Below are 20,219 nucleotides of genomic sequence, written 5' to 3' on the forward strand. Positions count from 1 at the left end.
CGAATCGACATCGCCGCAAGGAGTCGTGAAGAGTATCGAATGCCGCAGACAGCATGGCCTCGACCGTGAAGACATGCGGCGCCACGTGGACCACGCCACCTGAGCTGCCATCTTGTGCAATTGATTGCACAGCCGCTCCTAGTGCCGAAACCAGAAGTAGGCGACCAGGGCGGACACCACGGCGAACGCCATCGCCTTGCCGAAGGTCACCAGCATGCTGCGTTTGATGGCGCGATAAGCGTCGATCAGGGAGCGCAACTCGGTCAGGTCGCGCAGTGCGTGCTCGTCGCCGAGGCCGATGGCGGCGAGCGCCTGCCGAGCGCCGCGCTGCGAGGCCTCCTCCATCAGCGAATGGAGCTGTGCCTGGGTGAAGGTGTAGGTCTGGTCCATGACGGGCGCCATTAGAACGTCAGGCGGTATGCGTTAACAGGCCAACGGGCGACGGTGGCGGCAACCTGCCGCCAACGAAGCCATGCCACATCAGGTCGAGCTCGTAGCCCAGCACGGCGACCAGCTTCTCGACCATGTCGAGGTTCCCGCGCGACCGCCCGCACTCGAAGCGCGCCAGCGACGCCCGATCGACCCCGGCCAGATCGGCGAGCCGCCGCTGCGACAGATTCTGCGCCTGACGAAGTCGCTTGATCTCGGAGCCCCAGAATATTGCGGGCCGATCGGGCGTGATGGGTTCGCGCCAGATGATGGTCATCGGCATGGGCTGCCCCTCCCTGGGCCGTGATCACTATAGGCTGCAATTCCTGTCTGGAAAGCATCCCGATCCCCAATCGGGTCCACGACGGGGGGGGGTCACGCATAGGAGCCCAATTTGCCGTCGACCTCGCCTCTTTGCTGGGAGCGCGGTACTCCGACGGCGCTCATGGGATGTGCAATCACGAAGAAGAGCGCCATCGGAGTGGCGCGCTCCCAGCGCTTGACGCCCTCTTCCATCAAAGTCAGCGCACATCTCCCACTACGGGGGAGGAAAAAGAAGTGTGTCCACGCCTGCGCACCGGGGAGCCTGATCGCCCATGAAACATCACGCAATCGTAACGAGGCTCCCCGGAGAACTGTAACCGGGGCGTGGCGGAAGCGTTTGACCAAGCGCAAGGCAGGCGGCTACGAATCCCCTATCCGCTTGCCCCAGGTTCTTCCTCCTCGACCCCGGAGTGCACCATGTCAGCGGCTACGCACAGCCACACGCCCGCGAACCCGACGTCCGCCACCCCGACGTCCGCGAACCAGGCGTCTGCCAGCCAGCCGTCTGCCAGCTGGGGTCTCGGCTTCGCCCAGGACTACTGGATCGATGCGTGGCAGCGCGCGATCCTGACCCTCGACACGCTGCGCCAGCGCGGCAACACTTGGCTCGAGCGCGCCCAGTCGGATGCCCCGCACGTGCTGGGCTTCTCCTTCGAGCTGGTGGTCGACGGGCGCACTCTGCCGCACCCGGTCAACTACATGCTGGTGCGCATCGTGCCGCCCGAGGGCACTAAGACCGATCCCGGCAAGCCGCCCTTCGTGGTCGTCGATCCGCGCGCCGGGCACGGGCCCGGCATCGGCGGCATGAAGCACGACAGCGAGATCGGCGTGGCGCTCGCCGCCGGCCATCCCTGCTACTTCGTCGGCTTCCTGCCCGAGCCGGTGGCCGAGCAGACCATCGAGGATGTGTGCACGGCGGAGGCACATTTCCTGGAGGTCATCGCCCGCCTGCATCCCGATGCCGACGGCAAGCCGGTCACGGTGGGCAACTGCCAGGCCGGCTGGCAGATCATGATGACCGCGGCGATGCGGCCGGAGCTGTTCGGGCCGATCCTGCTGGCGGGCTCGCCGCTCTCCTACTGGGCGGGGGTGCGCGGCAGCAACCCCATGCGCTATCTCGGCGGGACGCTCGGCGGCACGTGGCTCACCGCCCTGTCGGGCGATCTCGGCCACGGCCTGTTCGACGGCGCCAACCTGGTCGCCAACTTCGAGGCGCTGAACCCGGCCAACACGTACTGGCAGAAGCCCTACAACCTCTATTCCAAGGTCGACACCGAGGCGGCGCGCTTTCTCGAGTTCGAGACCTGGTGGGGCAGCCCGGTGCTGCTGAACGCCCATGAGATGCAGTGGATCGCCGACAACCTGTTCGTCGGCAACAAGCTCACCTCCGGCGAGATCCGTACCTCGACCGGGCGGCGCGTCGACCTGCGCAACATCCGCTCGCCGATCATCGTGCTGTGCTCGCAGGGCGACAACATCACGCCGCCGCAGCAGGCGCTGGGCTGGATCACCGACCTCTACGAGGAAGACGAGGAGATCGTCACCAACGGCCAGACAATCGTCTACACGCTCCACGAGTCGATCGGGCATCTCGGCATCTTCGTCTCGGGCAAGGTGGCGACGCGCGAGCACGCCGAGCTCGCCTCGTGCATGGAGATGATCGATCTGCTGCCGCCCGGCCTCTACGAGGCGGTCATCAGCGAGGTCGACGACGCGACCGTCCATCCCGAGCTGATCCACGGCAGGTACCTGTTCCGGTTGGAGGCGCGCTCGCTCGACGACATCCGCGCGCTCGGCAACAACGATGCCGAGGACAACCAGCGCTTCGCCACCGTGGCGCGCGTGTCGGAGATCAACCACGGCCTCTACGCAGCCTTCGCGCGGCCGGCGGTGCAGGCGATGGCGGGCACGCAATCGGCCGACATGGCACGCCAGATGCATCCCAACCGGCTGCGCTTCGCGATGTTCTCCGACAGGAACCCGGCGATGGCGCCGATCAAGGACCTGGCCGAGAGCGTGCGCGCCGACCGCAAGCCGGTCGCGGCCGACAACCCGCTGCTCGCGATGGAGCAGATGGCCTCGGGCCTGATCACCACCTGGTGGGAGGGCTATCGCCTGGCGCGCGACGCCCTGACCGAGGCGGCGTTCGTCGGCACCTACGGCTCGCCCTGGCTTCAGGCGATGGTCGGGCTCGCCGCGCCCAATGGCGCCACACCGTCGCATTCTGATGCGACGCCGCCGCAGCGCCGCATCGAGCGCGATCTCGCGCGCGAGGCGATGGCGGCCCACGCCGAGGCCGAGCTCGCGACCCGCTTCGAGGTCGGCGGGCTGCCGGCGGCGGTGGCGCGCGCCATCATCCATGTCCGCCTGCCGCAGGGCAGCGTCGACGAGCGCGGCTTCGCGGTGCTGCAGGCGTTGCGCAAGCTGCAGCCGGCCAACCGCCGGTTGGGCGCCGGCGAGGCCAAGGCCCTGTTCCGCGACCAGTTCCTGCTGCTGCGCCTCGACCAGGCGCGCGCCGTCGCGGCGATCCCGCGCCTGCTGCCTGACGACGCCAACCTGCGCCGCAAGGGCTGGCAGGCGATCCACGACGTGCTGCATGCCAGCGGGCCGCTGCCGGAGGAAGGGGAGCGGCGCCTGCGGCACCTCGCCGAGCTGTTCGGCGAGAAGGCCGGCGATGCCTGACACGGTTGTTCCCATGCCCGACACCATCACCACTCCGCCCTCCCGCTCACACGCCAAGTACGACCGCCTGATCGAGGTCGCGCTGAAGCACGAGCCGATGCCGACCGCGGTCTGCCATCCCTGCGACGCCGTCTCGCTCGACAGCGCCGTCGAGGGCGCGCGGCTGGGCCTGCTGAAGCCCATCCTGGTGGGCCCGCCGGCGCGCATCATTGACGTCGCCGCGCGCAACGACTTCGACATCAGCCCGTTCGAGCTGGTCGCCTCGGCGCACAGCCACGATTCGGCGGCCAAGGCGGTCGAGCTGGTGCGCACCGGCCAGGCCCAGGCGCTGATGAAGGGCAGCCTCCACACCGACGAGCTGATGGGCGCCGTGGTGGCGCGCGAGGACGGCATCCGCACCGCCCGCCGCATCAGCCATTGCTTCGTCATGGACGTGCCGAGCCATCCCGAGGCGCTGATCATCACCGACGCCGCGGTGAACATCGCGCCGACGCTCGAGGACAAGATCGACATCGTGCAGAACGCCATCGATCTGGCGCATGCGCTGGGCGTGGCCGAGGTGCGCGTGGCGATCCTGTCCGCCATGGAGACGGTCAATCCGCGCGTGCCGTCGACCATCGAGGCAGCGGCGCTGTGCAAGATGGCCGACCGCGGCCAGATCACCGGCGCCGTGCTCGACGGCCCGCTGGCGCTCGACAACGCCATCAGCCCGGAGGCCGCCGCGATCAAGAACATCGCCTCCCCGGTGGCCGGCCGCGCCAACGTGCTGGTCGTGCCCGACCTGGAGGCCGGCAACATGCTGGCCAAGAGCCTGTCCTTCCTGGCCGGCGCCGACGCCGCCGGCGTGGTGCTGGGCGCCCGCGTCCCCATCATCCTGACCAGCCGCGCCGATTCGCTCACGACGCGGCTGGCCTCGTGCGCCGTGAGCGTCCTCGTCGCCGCCGCCAGGCGCGCCAGCGCCAGCGCGGCCGTCGCGTGAGCACGGGACGGGAGTCATGGAATCATGCGGACCGCGGGCGTCCCGCCCCCACCGAATCATGAGCGGGCGGGACGCCCGCCGGCCGGAAGACCCCAGACCGCCCCCCCCCACCCCCCCCTGCGCGCCCGCCACCAGGCCCACGTCGGCGGCAGCGCCAACGACCAGTCGATCGCCTATGGCTGCGCCCGCGCCTTCCGCGAGGCCGGCGCCGAGCTGGCCGTCACCTGGCTCAACGCCAAGGCGCGTCCCCATGTGGAGCCGCTGGCGCACGCGCTCGAAGCGCCGATCGCGCTGGCGCTCGACGTCGCCGAGTCCGGCCAGCTCGAAGCGGTGTTCGCCGAGATCGAGCGACGTTGGGGCCGGCTCGACATCCTGGTGCACTCCATCGCCTTCGCGCCGCTCGACGACCTGCGTGGCGGCCTTCTCGACTGCTCGGCCGAGGGCTTCGCCAGGGCGATGGACGTCTCCTGCCATTCCTTCGTGCGCATGGCGCGGCTTGCCGCGCCGCTGATGAAGGACGGCGGCACGATGTTCGCCATGAGCTACTACGGCGCCAACCGCGTGGTGCCGAACTACAACGTCATGGGTCCGGTCAAGGCCGCGCTGGAGGCGTCGTGCCGCTACCTCGCCTACGAGCTGGGGCCGCGCGGCATTCGCGTGCACGCCATCTCGCCCGGTCCGCTGAAGACGCGCGCCGCCTCCGGACTGAAGGATTTCGAGCTGCTGTTGAACGAGGCCGCGCACAAGGCCCCGCTAGGCGAGCTGGTCGACATCATGGATGTCGGCTGGACCTGCGCCTATCTCGCGACGCCGCTCGCCCATCGCATCACCGGCGGCACCGTCTATGTCGACGGCGGCGCCAACATCGTGGCCTGACATGCCGCGCTCCGAGTCAGACCCCGGCTGCGTCGCCGTCCTCAACGCCGGCTCGTCGAGCATCAAGTTCGCGCTCTACGAGCTGGGGACCGAGGGCGCGCTGCTGTTCGACGGCCAGGTCGAACGGCTGGGCGGCGCGGCACAGCTGAAAGTGTCCGACCAGTCAGGCAAGTCGGTCGCCGAATGCAGCTGGCCCCGGGGGGCGCTCGACCATCACGGCGCCACCGCCGAGATCCTGAAGCTCGGCCGCAGCCTGCTGGCCGGCCGCAGGATCGCGGCGTTCGGCCATCGCGTGGTGCATGGCGGCGTCAAGCTCATCCGGCCGACCCGCCTCGATGCCGGCGTGCTTGCCGAGCTCGAGCGGCTTGTGCCGCTGGCCCCGCTGCACCAGCCGCACAACCTGGCGCCGATCGGGGTGATCGCCCAGGCGGCCCCGCACCTGCCGCAGATCGCCTGCTTCGACACCGCCTTCCATCGCAGCCAGCCCGCGCTCGCCCAGGAATTCGCCCTGCCGCGCGCCCTCACCGACGAAGGCGTGCGGCGCTACGGCTTCCACGGCCTCTCCTACGATTACATCGTGACCCGACTCAGGGAGAGCGAGCCCGACGTGGCCGGGCGGCGGCTGATCATCGCCCATCTCGGCAACGGCGCCAGCCTGTGCGCGGTGCACGACGGCCGGAGCGTCGCCAGCACCATGGGCTTCACCGCGGTCGACGGCTTGATGATGGGCACGCGCACCGGCACGCTCGATCCCGGCGTGCTGCTCTACCTGATGGAGGAGCACGGTTACGACGCCAGTCGCCTCGAGGACCTGCTCTATCGCCAGTCGGGCCTCTTGGGCGTGTCCGGCATCGCCTCGGACATGCGCACCCTGCGCCAGTCCGGCGAGCCCGCGGCGGCGCACGCGATCGCCCTGTTCGTGTACAGGATCGTGCGCGAGATCGGCTCGCTGGCGGCGGCGCTGGGCGGCCTCGACGCCCTCGTCTTCACCGCCGGCATCGGCGAGAACGACGCCGCAACCCGCGCCGAGGTGGTGCAGGGCTGCGCCTGGCTGGGCTTCGCGCTCGACCCGGCGCGGAACGATGACGGAGGCGGCGGCCAGCGCCGCATCAATGCCGCGGACGCGCGACCGGTGCTGGTCGTGCCGACCGACGAGGAACGAATGATCGCCCGCTACACCAGTGCGGCCGTGTTGCAAGAGGAGAGCTAGCATGACCAAGATTCTCACCGTCAAGGAGCTGCAGGAGAAGATCGCGCTCGCCGAGGGGGCCAAGGCGTCGGCGGCGTTGAAGGCGCACGAGGCCGCCGAGCACGAGAAGCGCGAGCTGCTGGACCGGCTCAGCAGGCCGTCGGGCCTGAGCGACGACGAGATCGTCGAGAAGGCCTCCGTCATCGTCAATCGCGCGGTCGAGAACGGGCTGACCTCGGTCCAGGTCTTCCGCTTCCCCCACACGCTCTGCACCGATAACGGCCGCGCCATCAACCAGGCCGAGCCGGGCTGGGAGAAGACGCTGACCGGCATCCCCAAGGAGATCTACGAGTTCTGGAAGCGCCAGCTCCAGCCGCGCGGCTACCACATCCGCTACGAGATCATCGACTATCCCGGCGGCATGCTGGGCGACATCGGCGTCACGCTGAGCTGGGCGTGAATTTGCGTTCGGACAGCTGTCGAACCCGAGACCTGGACATGCCTCCGCCCGGCGACATGGCCCGGCCCCAGGGCCTGTCACGAAACACGTGCTCCAGTTGTGACAACGCTTCCGTCATCCCGGGCGCTGCGAGGAGTCTTTATTGCTGCTTCAAAGGTCCCTCGCTGCGCTCGGGATGATAGCGCGCGTTTGGTCTGAACGGAGTAGGGCCTGTCACGAAACAAGCGCTTCGGAACCGGATGAATTAGCCGTGACCAATCGGTAACCGGGAGTCGTTGCTCGGGTTTGGCCGGACGTGGCAGGCTGCTTCCCTCACCAAGAAGCATCGCTTGTTCAATCGTCTGCCACTCGCTTGCCTCGCCACCCTCTTCGTCTGGACGGGAGCGGCAAGCGCTCAAACCTTCGACATGAAGGGCACCTGGACCGGCACGAGCAAGTCCATCGTCAGCGGCTTGGCCGGGTACCATCCGGGAACCGTCGCCGCCAAGCCGGCCGGAGGCAATCGTCTCACCGAGCTGCCATTCACGACCAGGATCGAGGGACAGGACGGCAACCGCGTCTGGGGCACTCTTTCGTCGGCCGCCGCCGTCGATCCGGTCATCGGTGTCATCTCTCCGGATGGGAAGCAGCTTCGTCTGGTCCTGAAAGGCCGGGGCATCATCGACGGCACGATCGTCGATCCCGACACGATCGACATCTTCTACACCGAAGATCGCAACGGCGTCGCCGTCGCCGCGACCAACACCTGGAAGCGGCAGAAATAGCAGCAATGCCCGCGGTGCAAGCAGCCGATCGGCCCGGCGGTTCTGACCGTCCCTGCTGGCTTTCCTCCATGATGTCCCGCCGGGCCTGCGGACGGGTCAACCCTCCGTGGTCATCCAACTCGGGCAGTTCTGGCAGAAGCGCCGCTCTGCCGGCGGTCGCGACCGCAGCGCGACGAGTCCGGCGCAGCCGGTGCTCCCGTGCACACCCGCCACGTACACGGCGAGCGCACCCTGATTGACGGAAGGCGGGAGGCCGGTTCCCACGCCGGCCTCGCCGCTTCCGCTTCCCACACCTCGGCGGAGCCTCATCGGCTGCCACCACCCACGCACCGAGGCTCCGAAAATAGGTTGCACTCGGGGCGCAAACGAGGCGGCAGGCGCACCGTTCAACGAGCAATTCACCTGTTTCGTCGAGTATCGGACGGGAGCCTTCCGCGGCGCGCCGGGACGTGCCGGGGAAGCTCGCCCCGCGTGCGTCTGGGCGTGCGTATGGTCGGGGCGTTGTCGCCGAACCACATGCGCCGAGAGGAAGGGCGTCCAGCGTCAACCGGCCCAATCGCCAACTCCATCGAGCCCCCAGTTGCTGCCCAGTTGCTGGGGGACCCGCCGATGGTGGCTCCAACGACGGGGCAGCGCCAAATCTATTCGATGACCTCGTCTGCCTCCGATCACCGCTTGCAGCCCGAGGACGGCATGGCAATCGCAGACTCCATCTCTATTCGATGACGTCGTCCGCAGTGGCCAGTAGCGTGCCCGGAATTGTCAGTTGTAGTGCTTTGGCGGTTTTGAGATTTATGACCAGTTCGAATTTGTTGGGACGTTCAATCGGCAGATCGCCGGGTCGTGCACCGTGAAGAACTCTGGAAACATATCCGCCAAGACGGCGATAGAGGTCCGGCAGGTTTGGTCCATAGGAGATCAGGCCACCGCTGTCGGGAAAGATTCGAAACTGCGACATTCCGGGCATGCGGTGACGTAACAGGGTTTCCGCAATCCGAGGACTGGCTTGACGGATCAAAGGAGAGCCTAGCTGGATGACAGCTTGAGGTCCTCCCCTGAGACCAAGATCAAGCGCCTTTCCCAATCCCGCGCTGTCGCGAAACTCCATGACCGAAATGCGAATTGAGTTCACCCCTGCTGCTACCGTCATCGTATCGAGCTGATATGGACCTGTCGTGGAATCCCACAGCACGGCAATTGTTTTCACATCAGGAATGATCTCACCAATTTGCTGTAGCCACTTGCCGCACAATGTGGGCGCATCCGAAAAGAAACCTGTGAGATTACCTCCCGGACGAGCCAGACTGGCAACGTAGCCGCTCGCGACCGGATCACTTTCAAGATCAGTTGCGATGATTGGCAGGTCAGTCGTCGCCGCCCTCGCTGCCTCTATTGACGGACGAGCAGTCGCGACAAGAACAGCTACACCCAGTTGAACGAGTTCGCGAGCGAGTTGGGGAAGCGCCTCGGGCTTTCCCAGCGCCCAACGCGCTTCGACCTTGACGTTTTTCCCCTCGACAAAGCCGAAATCACGCAAGCCATCGGCCAAGGCACGGAATGTCGGTGCTGCGGATGTGGGGATTCCAGGATGGAGAAAACCTATGAGGGGGACCCTCTGCGCTTGCTGTGCCCACGCCAGCGGCGCTTGCTGCACCGCACTCGCCAAACCCGCAATGAGTAGCCGCCGCCTCATACCGCCCCTCAAATGTCCGTAGAATGGTATCGGCTTGAGCTATCGCGAGAAAGTGGCAGGCAATCCCGGTGATTTCCCAGGTCATGCCGATATTCCTCCAGTCGCGACTATAGCCGTCATGAAAAATGGCGGAAAGCAGGGCCGGAGGCGCAACGCGAAGCGCTCGCGGCGCATTAAGGCGGCAAAGGAGGAGGCGCCCCATGAGGCCCGTAAGCCTTGTCCGAATGGCGCGTGCCGGCTGGGCGGAAATGCTTGGCGTCGCGCCTGCGGCGCTGCTCGTCGCCGTGCTCTCCAGCTGCGCGAGAGTGGACCGGCACGTCACCGTGTATCAGACCGACGATCGCGGCGGCCTCTATCCCGCCGGCCCGCTAAGCGGCGAGCCCACCTACCACGTCGGCTGGCGCATCTACCGCTGAGAGGCGAGCCCTCATGATCGCCCCCATCCGCTCCTCCGCCGCAATCGGGGCCAGGTGCCCCGTCATACGGGGCGGAGGGGGAATGCGGCGCTCGAGATGTCCCTGATTCCGACGTCGGAAAGTCATGGAACTCGGCTGCAGCCCTCCCCCTCCGCCCCCTTCGGGGGCACCTCCCCGTAAGACGGGGGAAGGTTGGAGATGGAGACGGGGGAGAGCTGTAGATGTACCTACACCGGGTCGGCGAGCTTGCTGATGCCGATCAGCATGTCGTTGTAGTCGAAGTCCGAGTTGCGGCTGGCCACCAGGTCCTCGACACCGAAGGCGTTCTCGCCCATCAGGCGGATGTGCTCCATGCCGTCGATGTTGGCGGCAGCGCCGATGACCAGGATCTCGCCGTAAGGCGTCACCAGGACCGGTGCGTAGTAGCCGGAATCGCCCGCCACCACCCACACCTTGTCGGTGTCGAAGGTGCGCCCGCCGTCGATCACGGAGAAGCCGGCGTCGATGTTGTCGGCTGCGGCCTCGCGGAAAGCGTCGGTGTCGCCGTAGGCCACGCCGGCGATGCTCATCGCCCCGTTGGCGTCGATATCGACTTCGACGAAGCCCAGCACGTTGACGTTGGCCGCGCTGCCCGCCACGTCGACTGCCATCCTCGCGCCATGCTCGAGATAGAATAGCGGCAGGTTGCTGTCGTGCTGGGGGTCGGCCAGGTAGTCGCTGTTGCTCAACGTGTTGTCGGCCCGGGTCACGAACTGGAAGCCGCCGACATTGGTGAGGAGCGAGCCGTCGGCCTGCGGCGTGATGCTGACCGAGGGGTTGCTGTCGATCGAGCCGTCCTTGTTCAGGATGGCGAAGTGGAGCTGCTCGTCGGTCTCGAGGAACACCGAGTTGCCGAAATTCAGCAGCACCTGGCCCGAGTCGCTGTTCATCAGGCCGAGGCGCGCCAGGGTCGCGTCGGCGATCGTCAGCGCCGAGCCCGTGTTGCCGTCGCGGTCGAGCAACTGGCCGGCCGTGTTGGTGGCGTAGAACAGAACGTCGGCGCCCTGCGACAGGGTCGCGAGATCGACCTGGACGGGATCGACATGCAGGAAGTTGCCGGACGGCGCGCCGGCGCCGAGCGAGTCGAACTGCACGCCGTTGCCGGCGTTGGTGGCGGCGATCGCCAGGGTTGCGACATTGACGGTCAGGATGAGCGGCGCGCTGGCCGGTCCGAAATCGGTGCCGTCGGGAAGCTGCTCCTGCATCGTCACGTTGTAGGTGCCGTTTCCGAGCTGGGCACCGCCGGTGCCGATCTGGACTCCGGTGGTGGTCTGCCACTGGCCGTCGAGGTCGGCCACCGCCGACACAAGGATCGGCAGCATCTGCTGAGTCGCCGTATCGAAGAACTGGATCAGCGCGGTGTCGCCGGCCACGATCTTGTTGGTGTATTGCGAAATCCACTGGGCGGTTGTCGGCAAGCCACCATTTGCGGTGCCGGTGTTGGTGTTGCCATTGTTCAGGCCTGTCCAGCCGAACTGCAGGTCGAAGGCTTGCGTCAGGGTGAGGGTGGGGTTCGGCGTCCCTTCCACCGCAGAGCTGCCGGAACCCACCGTCGGCAGGCCGTCGCCGTTCTGGCCCGCAAACGCTCCGTTCGCCTGGAAGGCGCCGCTGACGATCTGGCCGGCGACCGGCGCCGCAGGCATCGGCGCGAACTGGCTGTTGTACTGGAACGCCAGCAGCCCGGACGGCAGCGAGAGCTGCGGATTGACGTTGAGCTGGAGCTGGCTCGGATTGTTGTTGTACTGCACGGAGGCTTGGCCGTCGGCGGCCATCGAGGTCAGCGCACCCTGGATTTGCCCCGCCGTGCCGTTCGAGGTGGCGTAGAAGTCGATCACCTTCTGGTCGCCGCCGCTCTCGGACAGCACGAGCTGGTACCAGTAGACGCCGTTGTTGGCGGGAGTCGCGGGAGTCGGCAGGTTGTTGATGATGAAGGTGCCGGTCAGGTTGGTGCCGCCCGAGGCACCGGTCCAGCCGGTCGTCGACGATCCCGCGATGTTGTAGTTCTGCCAGATGCTGCCGCCGGTGGTGTAGGTGAGCGGCACGTAGGTGAAGGTGCCGTTGCCGGTGTAGATGCCGAGCTGCAGCGTCACGTCGGGCGCGATCACCGTGCCCGCCGCGATGCCGCTCACGATGAGCTGCAGGCTCGAGGTCTGGGTCGGAATCAGGTAGTCCGTCTGGCTTGTCGGCACGGCGATGTAGTTGGCGCCGACCGGCTGGATGTAATACGGGTCGGTCTCGCCCGGGCCGTAGACGTAGAGATCGATGTTGCTGACGTTGGGGCCCGAGGACGACGACAGCGGCACCAGCGGACCCGGCGTCAGGCCGTTCGACAGGTTGTCCGAGAAGGCCGAGCCGTAGACGTTCGACCGGTTGAAGAATTCCTCGCTGTAGGCGTCGTTGTGCTGATAGGTCGGGGGCGTGCCGATGCGGTTGAGGTCGAAGGCGTAGGACGACGATTGGTAAATCGTGTTGTTGAGATCGACAGGGCCGCCACCGAGATTGCTGGCGCTGGCCGCCGCGCGATCCATCGGATTCGACGACTGGGCCTGGGAGTTCCAGTAACCGGCGGTGAAGCCGGTGAAGAACGGCGTGAAGATGTTGCCCCACTCGTTGTTGGCCGAGGGGTTGAACTGGTTTGCGGACATGCCGCTGCCGGGAATGTCGTAGGGCTGCGAGAGTACGCCGCCCTGAAACGACTGCCACAAGGTCGCGTAACCCTGTCCGGCGGCATAGAGGTTGTCCTGCAGAGTCGACTGGCTGATCGCGAAGTAGCCTTGGGTCTGGCTGCCGGCATTCGGGCTGAACACGAAGTAGGTGCCGGCGTCTCCCCAGCCGCCGGCGGTGGCAAAGTTCACCGACTGGACGTTGTACGAGTAGTACTGCGAATTGTGCCAGATGCCGTTGGAATCGGGCTCGCCGTTGGTCATGCCGGAGATGTTGACCTGGCCCGCCGTCGCAGTGAGCGTGACAAAGGCGTTGAGGTAATCCGACCAGTTGCTCGACGGATAGAACTGGGTGCCGAAATTGCCGTTGGACGGCGAGATCACCATCGAGGTCGAGCCGTCGAGCGGGCTGTAGGGCGTGGTGCCCGTCGGCGCTTTCGGGTACTCGAGCGCCGCCGCCGACTCTGCGGTGGTAAGCGCATTCGTCATGGCCGTGCCGGTGATGGCGTAGCCGCGCGAGGCGCCGGTGAGCGATGAGATGTTCACCGCGAGATGCTGGCCGTAGCCCGGGATCGCCGTCAGGTCGCCCTGGTCGGACGCCGTGTTCTCCAAGGTGAACTCGAACTGCGAGTAGCCGTAGTTCCAGTTCTGCACGTTGGGCTGGATATTGCCCTCGGTGCTACCGATCAGGCTGACCAGATTGTTATGCGTCGCCGGGTTCTCGCTTTGCAGCAGCAGGTAGATCGCGCCGCTCGAGACGGTGGGAGTTGCCGCATCGGTGAGGTCGATGGTGACGTTGTAGTTGCCGTCCGCGCCCAGGGTGACGTTCGAGGTGATGCTGCCGTTGGCGATCAGCGGCGTCCAGTTGGGCGATGCGCCGGCGATCGGCGAGACGTAGTCGGAGGGCGGTGCATTATTCCACAGGTAGGCCCACACACCTCCCTGCGTGCCGGTGCCGCCGGTCCCCGTCGAGGAACCCGTCACCTGCTCAAGGAAGGCAGGCGACATGTGGAAGGTCAGCGTGGTGGTCATGACGGAAGTCTCCGGGTCTCTCTGGCGGTTCGGGAAGCGGCCCGCTCGTCGCGGTTATTCTCGATGGTTGTGGCGACGATGGCGCATGGGCGGAGGAAGTGTCGTCCAGGCAGGACGCGCGCAGCAAGCTAAAAGACCCGGCGACAATCGCTCCACCGTGATGCCAGCTCTTTCGTCGATTATTTGCCGGGCTTCGTCGATTGGTTTGACCACATGGCGACAGCGCGCCGCCGATCGCGTCGTGGCTCCTCGGAGGAGGGAACATCGCCAGGACAAGGACGATCCAAGGCCGATGCCATTAGCGGCCAATCGACTGGAAGGATAAATCGGGGACGGTTGGCCGCCTTGACAGCGATTCGGCCAGACTGCACACGGACGGGATGACCAGCGCGCTCAGCCTTCGTCCCGGTGATCGCGTTCCGGATTTCGCCCTGCCCGGGCTCGACGGCAAGCTGCGCAAGTTCATCTGGTCGTTCACCGGCACGCCGGTCTGTCTGCTCGCGGTCGACACCCTGGCGACGCTGGAGGCGGCGCCGTTCGCCGCCTGGCTCGCGGCCTGCGCCGACGCCGCGGTCGTGCCGGTGGTGGTCGCGGGCGATCGCGTGGCCGATGCGGCCGCGCCCTGGGCGAAGCTTGGCGGCAGCCCGGAGACGCCGCTGCTGCTCTGCGACGCCGAGCGCAAGTTCCTCCCCGCCCTGCTCGCGCAGGGAACGGGCGGGCTGGGCTTCGGTGCCGGTGGCGGCCTCCTGCGCATTCGGGCGATCGTGCTCGATCCCAACCAGCGGGTGGCCGCGAGCTTCGACAGCCGCGTGCTGCCAGCGGTGTCCGAGGCGATGGCGGCGATCGCCTGCTCGGTACGCGCCGACGGTGGCGCCGACCAGCTTCTCAGGACGCCGATGGCTCCGGTGCTGGTGCTGCCGCGCGTCTTCGAGCTGGAGTTCTGCGCCCAGGTGATCCGCCTGTGGAGCAAGGGGGATCACGCCGACAGCGGCGTGTCGAGCCGCTACGGCAACGTCAACGTCGCGCATCTCAAACGCACCGAAGACTACACCGTCGTCGAGCCGATGATGCAGAAGGCGATCTCCGATCGGCTGGCCTACCGCATCGGCCCCGAGCTCACCAAGGTGTTCGCCTTCGACCGGCAGTTCACCTTCGATTCGCATGTCGTGCTGTCCTACTCGGCCGAGGGCAAGCACTTCTTCGGGGCCCATCGCGACAACGGCGCGCCGACGACCGCCGACCGTGCCTTCGCCGTATCGCTGAACCTCAACGACGATTTCGAGGGCGGCGAGCTGGTGTTTCCCGAATACGCCGCCGTGCGCGTCAGCCCGCCGCCGGGCGCCGCCGCCGTCTTCTCCTGCTCGCTGCTGCATCAGGTCCTGCCCGTGACCCGCGGCCGCCGCTTCGTGCTGACGACGTTCTTCCGGCAGAAGTGACTCGCTTCTCCCCAGCGAAGCTGCCGGGGTGTGGATACATCTATCATGTCCCTCCCCCGTCATCGGGGGTCATCGGGGGAGGTGCCCCGTCATACGGGGCGGAGGGGAAGGCCGCAGACACGATGCTTCTGATTTCGACGTCGGAGTCGGAGCAATCCAGACTGTGGCCTTCCCCCTCCGGCCCTCCGGACCACCTCCCCCGATGACGACCCGATGACGGGGGAGGGATTGAAGATGTGCCGGGGCGGACTAGGTCCGCGGCAGCGGATCGTTCACCCCGTCGAGCGGCCAGATGGGGCGGCGCAGGCGGGTGAACTTCAGGCGGCCCAAGTCGGGCGAGCAGATGCCGCCAGAATCGACCACCACGACCTCGCGGGCGATCGGGCCGTAGGCGGCCCGGAAGTGCTGGACGCTCTTCACGACCAGCACGCTCTTCGTCGTCGGATCGATGCCCTGGCTGAGGAAGACCTGCAGGTCGATGGTCTGGACGCGCCGCGAGATGGTGACGACATCGATGCTGCCCAGGCGCAGCACCGCCGTCGGGCCCATGGTGGTCTCGACACCGGCATTCATCGGCCCGTCGTTCCTGAAGACGCCGTCGGACAGCATCTTCACCACGGCCTTGGCCTTCACCGGCGCGCCCATCGTCGGGTCGGTGTGCCCGCCCAGGCTGACGTCGATATTGGCGCCGACGCCCGCCTGCATCGCCTGCTGCACCGTCGCCGGATCGTAGATGGTACCGAACGCGACGTTCTCGATCCCGGCGTCCAGAAGCGCCTGCAGCACCGGCGTGGTGTCGTTGTAGCCGCCGCCCCCGGGATTGTCGGTGCCGTCGGCGATCACCAGCGGACCCTTCTTTCCAACGCCGGCGCGCGCGGCGGCGATGCCGTCGGCGATCGACTGGAAATCTTTCACCGCGCCCTCCTCGCGGCGGCGCCACATGTCGTCGATCAGCTCGAGCGCGATGGCGCGGGCGCGCGTCTCGCTGCCGGGCTCGTGGCTGACGGCAATCGACGGGCCGGTATAGGGAATGTCGGCCCAGGTGAAGCCGGCCTGGATGCCGACGACGTCGATGCCCGGCTCCTGCTCGAACCGGTCGGCCTTGGCCAGCAGGTCGAGCATCAGGCCGGGCTTCGTGGTGCGGCCGTGCTCCGCGCCTTCCAGCATGGCGGGCTGCACCAGGAGGCAGCGCGGCTGCTTCTTGCCTTCCATCGCCTGCTGCACCAGCGCCGCCGCCTGCGTGGCGCGCTCGTAGCCGTCGATGTGCGGATAGGTGCGATAGCTCACCAGCGCATTGGCGTTCCTGGCCATGCGCTCGGTCGCATTGGCGTGCAGGTCGAGCGTCGTGGCGATCGGCACGTCGGGGCCGACCACGCCGCGCAGAAGCTCGAGCAGCGCGCCCTCGGCATCGTCCTCGGTCTCGCTCACCATGGCGCCGTGCAGCGACAGGCAGACGCCGTCGAGCTTGCCGGCCCCGCGCGCCACGCCGACGATGCGATCGCGAATCGTCTCCCAGCAGTCGCGCGTCAGCTTGCCCGACGGCGTCGCATTGGCCGCCCCGCCCCACACCGGCTGCCAGCCATACTGCTTCGCCGCATCGATGTAGCCGCCGACCTCGTTTCGCGTGCCGGTGAAGTGCGGGACCATCGCCTCGCCCTCGATCAGCCAGCGCTTGCGGTAGTCGTCGAGCGTGGTCGGCAGCATCGAGAAGGTGTTGGTCTCGTGCATGAACTGCGCGATCAGAACACGGTACGCCATGGCCCTTTCCCTGGTTTACAGCTTCGCCGTCTTGAGCCACTCGGCCTGGCCTTCCTCGCCGTCGACACCCATCGATTCGAGGAAGCGGCAGACCATCATGTAGTAGCCGATGGTGAGCGTGAGCTCGACCAGCGCGCCGGGCGACAGGAAGGCGGCGACGGCCTTCAGGGTGCGGTCTGAGGCGCGCACGTTGCGCACCACGTCGTCGGTGTAGCGCAGCACGGCCTTGTCGTTGTCGCTGAAGGCCGGCGACTCGACGGTGGCCTCGCGCAGGGCGGCGATCTTTTCCTCCGGCACGCCGACCTCGCGAGCGATGCGCTCGTGCTGGAACACCTCGTAAGCGGCGCGACTCACGCGGCCGACGCGCAGGATCGCGAGCTCGCGCAATTGCGCGTCGAGCTCGCAACGATGCAGCAGCGCATTGCCCATGCGCGTGAAGCCTTTGATGCCGCTCTCGGAGTTGGCCAGCATACGGTAGATGTTGAGGTGCGGGCCGAGCTTCTGCAGGAACTCGGCGTGCCGGCCCTCGGCCTTCTCGACGTCGTAGTACGGAATGCGCGACATGGTCTCCCCTTCTTCTCCTCCCAAGCGAAGCTTGGGGAGGTGTCGCCGTCTGCGGCGACGGAGGGATCATGGCTCAGGCGGACCGCGGGCGTCCCGCCCGCTCATGCTCATCTCATGAATCACGAGCGGGCGAGACGCCCGCGGTCCGGAAGATTCATGGCCCCTCCGTCGCGTAAGACGTGACACCTCCCCAGCAAAGCTGGGGAGGCGACTGAACGCAAACTTGTCAGATCAGTCCGCGCCTAACCAGAGGATTGAGCCAGCGGCCCCAAGGGCCCGTCAGCACGATCGGCTTCTCGAGAACGATCAGGGCGATGCACGGGTCACCCGGATCGGCGATCGGCTCGTGCTGCTCGGGGCCGGGGCCGACGGCAAAGTCGCCGACAGCATAGTTGCCTGTCGAATCGGTGTACCCGCCCTGCAGGACCACCGTGTACTCGGTGCCGACATGGCGATGCACCGGCAGGCCGCGGCCCGGAGCCAGCCGCAGCAGCGAGACGCGGTGCGTGTCGCCCGGCAGGCCGAGACGGATTTCCTCGAAGCCGCCCATCGCGCGCCGCCAGGTCGCAGCGGAATCGAGATGCCGCAGCAACGGTGACGGCGCCCATTCGAAGCCGGGACGTCGCGCCGCCTGTCCGCTCGATTGGCCGGAGGGCAGACGCGCCTCGACCGGCACCGCATCGATGGCGGCAAGCGCGCGCTGCAGCGCCGCGTCGCCGGGCTCCAGATCCGCCGCCGGCTCGCTCTCCAGCATCGCGCCGGCGAGCGCGCCCAGCCGGCCGACCGTCCGCCGCGCATCCTGGTCGAGCGCGACGTGCAGCGCCACCGCGAGCTCGGGGCCGGCCGCCAGCGTGCCGGCCGCGTAGTCCAGCAGCAGCTCGTCGGGGGCCGGGTGGCGGCTACTCATAACGCGTCCTTCTCCAGTGCCTGGCGCAATCGCCCGAGGGCCATGCGAATGCGCGACTTCACGGTGCCGAGCGGCAGCTTCAGCTCGTCGGCGATCGCGGTGTGCGACTTGTCCTCGAAGAAGGCCTTCTGGACGACCACCAGCTGATCCGCCGAGAGCGTGCGCAGCAGCTCCTGCATACGGCTATACGTCTGGCCGGCGAGAACGGATTTGTCGGCGTCGTCGTCCCCGGGGGCGAAGACCGTCAGCCAATCCTCGGTCTCTATGGCCGGCTTGCCGGCGCGGCGCAACAGGTCGATCCGCTTGTTGCGGGCAATGGTGTAGATCCAGGTGGCGGCGGAGGCCCGGCTGCGGTCGAAGCTGGCGGCCTTGCGCCACACCACGATCAGCGCCTCCTGCGCCACTTCCTGCGCGATGTCGGAATCGGCGCCGCCGCGCATCAGGAAGGCCTTCACCCTGGGTGCGAAGTAGCGGAATAGCCCGGCGAAGGCCGCGCGATCCTGGTGGGTCGCAATGGCCTCGATCAGGTCGGCAGCTTCCTCGGGCGACAGCATTGCCGCGACTTTACGCCAGGGAAGCCGCCGAACCTAAGGGTCAGGCCCGGGCGAGGGCCGGGGGATTCGCGCCGAGGTCCCAGAACAGCCCGGTCATCAACCTGAGCCCCTCGCGCGCGACCGGCGCCAGCAGGTGCTCGTTCGGAGCATGCTGCGAGCAGGCGGCGTAGGAATGCGGCACCCACACGGTGGGCAGGCCGAGGATGTCGGTGAAGACCTCGTTGGGCAGCGAGCCGCCGAGATTGGGCAGCATGTTGGGCTTCTGGCCCGCTGTCTTCTCGATCGAGCTGGCGGCGAACCTGGCCCACGGATTTTCCGGGTCGAGGCGCGTTGCGTGCATGATCACGTCGCGCGCCGCCTCGAGCTCGATGTCCTGGTAGCCGTGGCGGTCGAGATGGCGGCGCAGCGCCGGCAGGATGTCGTGCGGATCGGTGCCGACGACGAAGCGGAGCTGGCAATAGGCGATGGCCGAGGGCGGGATGGCATTGACCGGCCGGTCGGGATTGCCGGTTTTGAAAGCCAGCACCTCGAAGCTGTTCCAGCCGAACACGCGCTCGACCGGCGTCAGCGACTCCTCCCCCCAGTTGGGATCGATGGCGGGCGCGCCCTCGCCCGCGTCGATATGCGCGTCGGCGAGTGCGGCGCGCACCGAGTTGGTGAGCGTGGTCGGCCGCCACTCCGGCACCTTTATCTGGCCGCGCCGGTCCGTAATGGTGGCGAGCGCGTGTGCCAGCACGATGCCGGGATTGGAGAGCAGCCCGCCCCAATTGCCCGAGTGATGGCCGCCCTCGCGATAGGTGAGCTTGAGGTTGAAGTTCATGGTGCCACGCGTGCCACCGAAGATGGTCGGCCGGCGATGATCGAGGCGCGGGCCGTCCGAGCCGATCAGCGCGTCGGCCTTGAGCGCGGCCTTGTTGGCCGTGCAGAAATCGGCCAGGCCCGGCGAGCCGGTCTCCTCGCCGGTCTCGATCAGCACGGTCGAGTTGAAGCCGAGCGCGCCGCGCTCCTGCAGCACGCAGGCGAGGGCGGCGATGTTGATGGTGTGCTGGCCCTTGTTGTCGGCCGTGCCGCGGCCGTAGAGCCGGTCGCCCTCGATCACGATCTTCCACGGCGACAGGCCGGTGCGCCACTGGTCGTCCTGGCCGCGGATCACGTCGCCGTGGCCGTAGGTCAGCACGGTGGGCTTGGCCGGATCCTCGATGCGACGGGCGATCAGGAATGGCCCGTACTCGGCGCGGGGATTGGGCAGCACGGTGCAGTCGTAGCCGAGCTTCTGCAGCGACTCGGTCATCTCGCCCGAGACGTACTGCTGCAGCGCCGGCATGGAGTCCTTCTCCTGGCTGGTGGTCGGGATCGCCACCCGCCGCTGCAGCTCGGCCAGAAAGCCGCCTTCGTCGAAGTATCTTTCCGCGCGCGAAATGGCGCCGTCCCGGGTTCCGTTCGTCATCATTCCT

The 20,219-nt window shown here is 67.3% G+C and carries 17 protein-coding genes; 8 read left to right on the top strand and 9 right to left on the bottom strand.

Annotation, left to right across the window (positions count from 1 at the left end; translation table 11 throughout):
- Positions 1-138: 138 nt before the first annotated feature.
- Complete coding sequence (locus AB7O82_RS13140) at positions 139-390, bottom strand: DUF6127 family protein (protein ID WP_428552032.1); 252 nt, start codon at positions 388-390, stop codon at positions 139-141.
- A gap of 19 nt (positions 391-409) precedes the next feature.
- Positions 410-712 carry a helix-turn-helix domain-containing protein gene (locus tag AB7O82_RS13145; RefSeq protein ID WP_428552029.1) on the bottom strand — a complete coding sequence of 101 codons (303 nt, stop codon included), beginning with the start codon at positions 710-712 and terminating at the stop codon, positions 410-412.
- 458 nt (positions 713-1,170) lie between these two features.
- Here AB7O82_RS13145 and AB7O82_RS13150 point away from each other — a divergent pair, with 458 nt between their 5' ends.
- The 6 genes from AB7O82_RS13150 (at position 1,171) to AB7O82_RS13175 (ending at position 7,703) form a co-directional block, all read left to right on the top strand.
- Positions 1,171-3,435: a DUF3141 domain-containing protein gene (locus AB7O82_RS13150; protein ID WP_428552026.1), complete on the top strand. Its 2,265-nt coding sequence runs from the start codon at positions 1,171-1,173 to the stop codon at positions 3,433-3,435.
- A complete protein-coding gene (locus AB7O82_RS13155; RefSeq protein ID WP_428552023.1) occupies positions 3,428-4,414 on the top strand; it encodes a phosphate acetyltransferase in 987 nt (328 codons plus the stop codon). Before AB7O82_RS13150 ends, AB7O82_RS13155 begins: the two co-directional genes overlap by 8 nt.
- 24 nt (positions 4,415-4,438) lie before the next feature.
- Entirely contained in the window at positions 4,439-5,290 is an 852-nt protein-coding gene (gene fabI / locus AB7O82_RS13160; protein ID WP_428619536.1) for an enoyl-ACP reductase FabI, read from the top strand.
- A gap of 1 nt (position 5,291) precedes the next feature.
- On the top strand, positions 5,292-6,500 hold the full coding sequence (locus tag AB7O82_RS13165) for an acetate/propionate family kinase (RefSeq protein ID WP_428552018.1): 1,209 nt from the start codon (positions 5,292-5,294) through the stop codon (positions 6,498-6,500).
- A gap of 1 nt (position 6,501) precedes the next feature.
- Positions 6,502-6,939 carry a hypothetical protein gene (locus AB7O82_RS13170; RefSeq protein WP_428552015.1) on the top strand — a complete coding sequence of 146 codons (438 nt, stop codon included), beginning with the start codon at positions 6,502-6,504 and terminating at the stop codon, positions 6,937-6,939.
- 329 nt (positions 6,940-7,268) lie between these two features.
- Positions 7,269-7,703, top strand: a complete 435-nt coding sequence (locus AB7O82_RS13175; protein ID WP_428619539.1) for a hypothetical protein — start codon at positions 7,269-7,271, stop codon at positions 7,701-7,703.
- Between the two features lie 715 nt (positions 7,704-8,418).
- On the opposite strand, the gene AB7O82_RS13180 is transcribed toward AB7O82_RS13175, so the two are convergent.
- Entirely contained in the window at positions 8,419-9,252 is an 834-nt protein-coding gene (locus tag AB7O82_RS13180; protein WP_428552009.1) for an ABC transporter substrate-binding protein, read from the bottom strand.
- Between the two features lie 344 nt (positions 9,253-9,596).
- Between AB7O82_RS13180 and AB7O82_RS13185 the strand changes: the two genes are divergently transcribed.
- Complete coding sequence (locus tag AB7O82_RS13185) at positions 9,597-9,812, top strand: hypothetical protein (protein WP_428552006.1); 216 nt, start codon at positions 9,597-9,599, stop codon at positions 9,810-9,812.
- A 227-nt stretch (positions 9,813-10,039) separates the two neighbouring features.
- Here AB7O82_RS13185 and AB7O82_RS13190 read toward each other — a convergent pair whose 3' ends face one another.
- Positions 10,040-13,546 (bottom strand): hypothetical protein, encoded by a 3,507-nt coding sequence (locus AB7O82_RS13190; RefSeq protein ID WP_428619541.1) that lies wholly within the window; start codon positions 13,544-13,546, stop codon positions 10,040-10,042.
- A 380-nt stretch (positions 13,547-13,926) separates the two neighbouring features.
- Here AB7O82_RS13190 and AB7O82_RS13195 point away from each other — a divergent pair, with 380 nt between their 5' ends.
- Entirely contained in the window at positions 13,927-14,982 is a 1,056-nt protein-coding gene (locus AB7O82_RS13195; RefSeq protein ID WP_428619543.1) for a hypothetical protein, read from the top strand.
- Positions 14,983-15,231: 249 nt separating this feature from the next.
- On the opposite strand, the gene AB7O82_RS13200 is transcribed toward AB7O82_RS13195, so the two are convergent.
- The 5 genes from AB7O82_RS13200 to AB7O82_RS13220 form a co-directional block, all read right to left on the bottom strand.
- On the bottom strand, positions 15,232-16,740 hold the full coding sequence (locus AB7O82_RS13200) for a M81 family metallopeptidase (protein ID WP_428554122.1): 1,509 nt from the start codon (positions 16,738-16,740) through the stop codon (positions 15,232-15,234).
- 15 nt (positions 16,741-16,755) lie between these two features.
- Positions 16,756-17,304, bottom strand: coding sequence for a carboxymuconolactone decarboxylase family protein (locus AB7O82_RS13205; RefSeq protein ID WP_428554119.1), 549 nt, complete (start codon positions 17,302-17,304; stop codon positions 16,756-16,758).
- A gap of 226 nt (positions 17,305-17,530) precedes the next feature.
- Positions 17,531-18,211 (bottom strand): ChrR family anti-sigma-E factor, encoded by a 681-nt coding sequence (locus tag AB7O82_RS13210; RefSeq protein WP_428554116.1) that lies wholly within the window; start codon positions 18,209-18,211, stop codon positions 17,531-17,533.
- Positions 18,208-18,765, bottom strand: coding sequence for a sigma-70 family RNA polymerase sigma factor (locus tag AB7O82_RS13215; protein ID WP_428544929.1), 558 nt, complete (start codon positions 18,763-18,765; stop codon positions 18,208-18,210). Before AB7O82_RS13215 ends, AB7O82_RS13210 begins: the two co-directional genes overlap by 4 nt.
- 40 nt (positions 18,766-18,805) lie before the next feature.
- The gene (locus tag AB7O82_RS13220; protein WP_428544926.1) at positions 18,806-20,212 is read right to left on the bottom strand and encodes a M20 family metallopeptidase; all 1,407 of its coding nucleotides are present in this window, start codon (positions 20,210-20,212) and stop codon (positions 18,806-18,808) included.
- Positions 20,213-20,219: the final 7 nt, after the last annotated feature.

Origin of the sequence: Reyranella sp. (genome assembly GCF_050185545.1) — a bacterium.
Taxonomy (GTDB): domain Bacteria; phylum Pseudomonadota; class Alphaproteobacteria; order Reyranellales; family Reyranellaceae; genus Reyranella.

Bases quoted from the DNA above. Each gene is read 5' to 3' on its own strand.
- AB7O82_RS13140 (WP_428552032.1), bottom strand. From the start codon at position 390: ATGGACCAGACCTACACCTTCACCCAGGCACAGCTCCATTCGCTGATG.
- AB7O82_RS13145 (WP_428552029.1), bottom strand. From the start codon at position 712: ATGCCGATGACCATCATCTGGCGCGAACCCATCACGCCCGATCGGCCC.
- AB7O82_RS13150 (WP_428552026.1), top strand. From the start codon at position 1,171: ATGTCAGCGGCTACGCACAGCCACACGCCCGCGAACCCGACGTCCGCC.
- AB7O82_RS13155 (WP_428552023.1), top strand. From the start codon at position 3,428: ATGCCTGACACGGTTGTTCCCATGCCCGACACCATCACCACTCCGCCC.
- fabI (WP_428619536.1), top strand. From the start codon at position 4,439: ATGCGGACCGCGGGCGTCCCGCCCCCACCGAATCATGAGCGGGCGGGA.
- AB7O82_RS13165 (WP_428552018.1), top strand. From the start codon at position 5,292: ATGCCGCGCTCCGAGTCAGACCCCGGCTGCGTCGCCGTCCTCAACGCC.
- AB7O82_RS13170 (WP_428552015.1), top strand. From the start codon at position 6,502: ATGACCAAGATTCTCACCGTCAAGGAGCTGCAGGAGAAGATCGCGCTC.
- AB7O82_RS13185 (WP_428552006.1), top strand. From the start codon at position 9,597: ATGAGGCCCGTAAGCCTTGTCCGAATGGCGCGTGCCGGCTGGGCGGAA.
- AB7O82_RS13190 (WP_428619541.1), bottom strand. From the start codon at position 13,546: ATGACCACCACGCTGACCTTCCACATGTCGCCTGCCTTCCTTGAGCAG.
- AB7O82_RS13195 (WP_428619543.1), top strand. From the start codon at position 13,927: ATGACCAGCGCGCTCAGCCTTCGTCCCGGTGATCGCGTTCCGGATTTC.
- AB7O82_RS13200 (WP_428554122.1), bottom strand. From the start codon at position 16,740: ATGGCGTACCGTGTTCTGATCGCGCAGTTCATGCACGAGACCAACACC.
- AB7O82_RS13205 (WP_428554119.1), bottom strand. From the start codon at position 17,304: ATGTCGCGCATTCCGTACTACGACGTCGAGAAGGCCGAGGGCCGGCAC.
- AB7O82_RS13210 (WP_428554116.1), bottom strand. From the start codon at position 18,211: ATGAGTAGCCGCCACCCGGCCCCCGACGAGCTGCTGCTGGACTACGCG.
- AB7O82_RS13215 (WP_428544929.1), bottom strand. From the start codon at position 18,765: ATGCTGTCGCCCGAGGAAGCTGCCGACCTGATCGAGGCCATTGCGACC.
- AB7O82_RS13220 (WP_428544926.1), bottom strand. From the start codon at position 20,212: ATGACGAACGGAACCCGGGACGGCGCCATTTCGCGCGCGGAAAGATAC.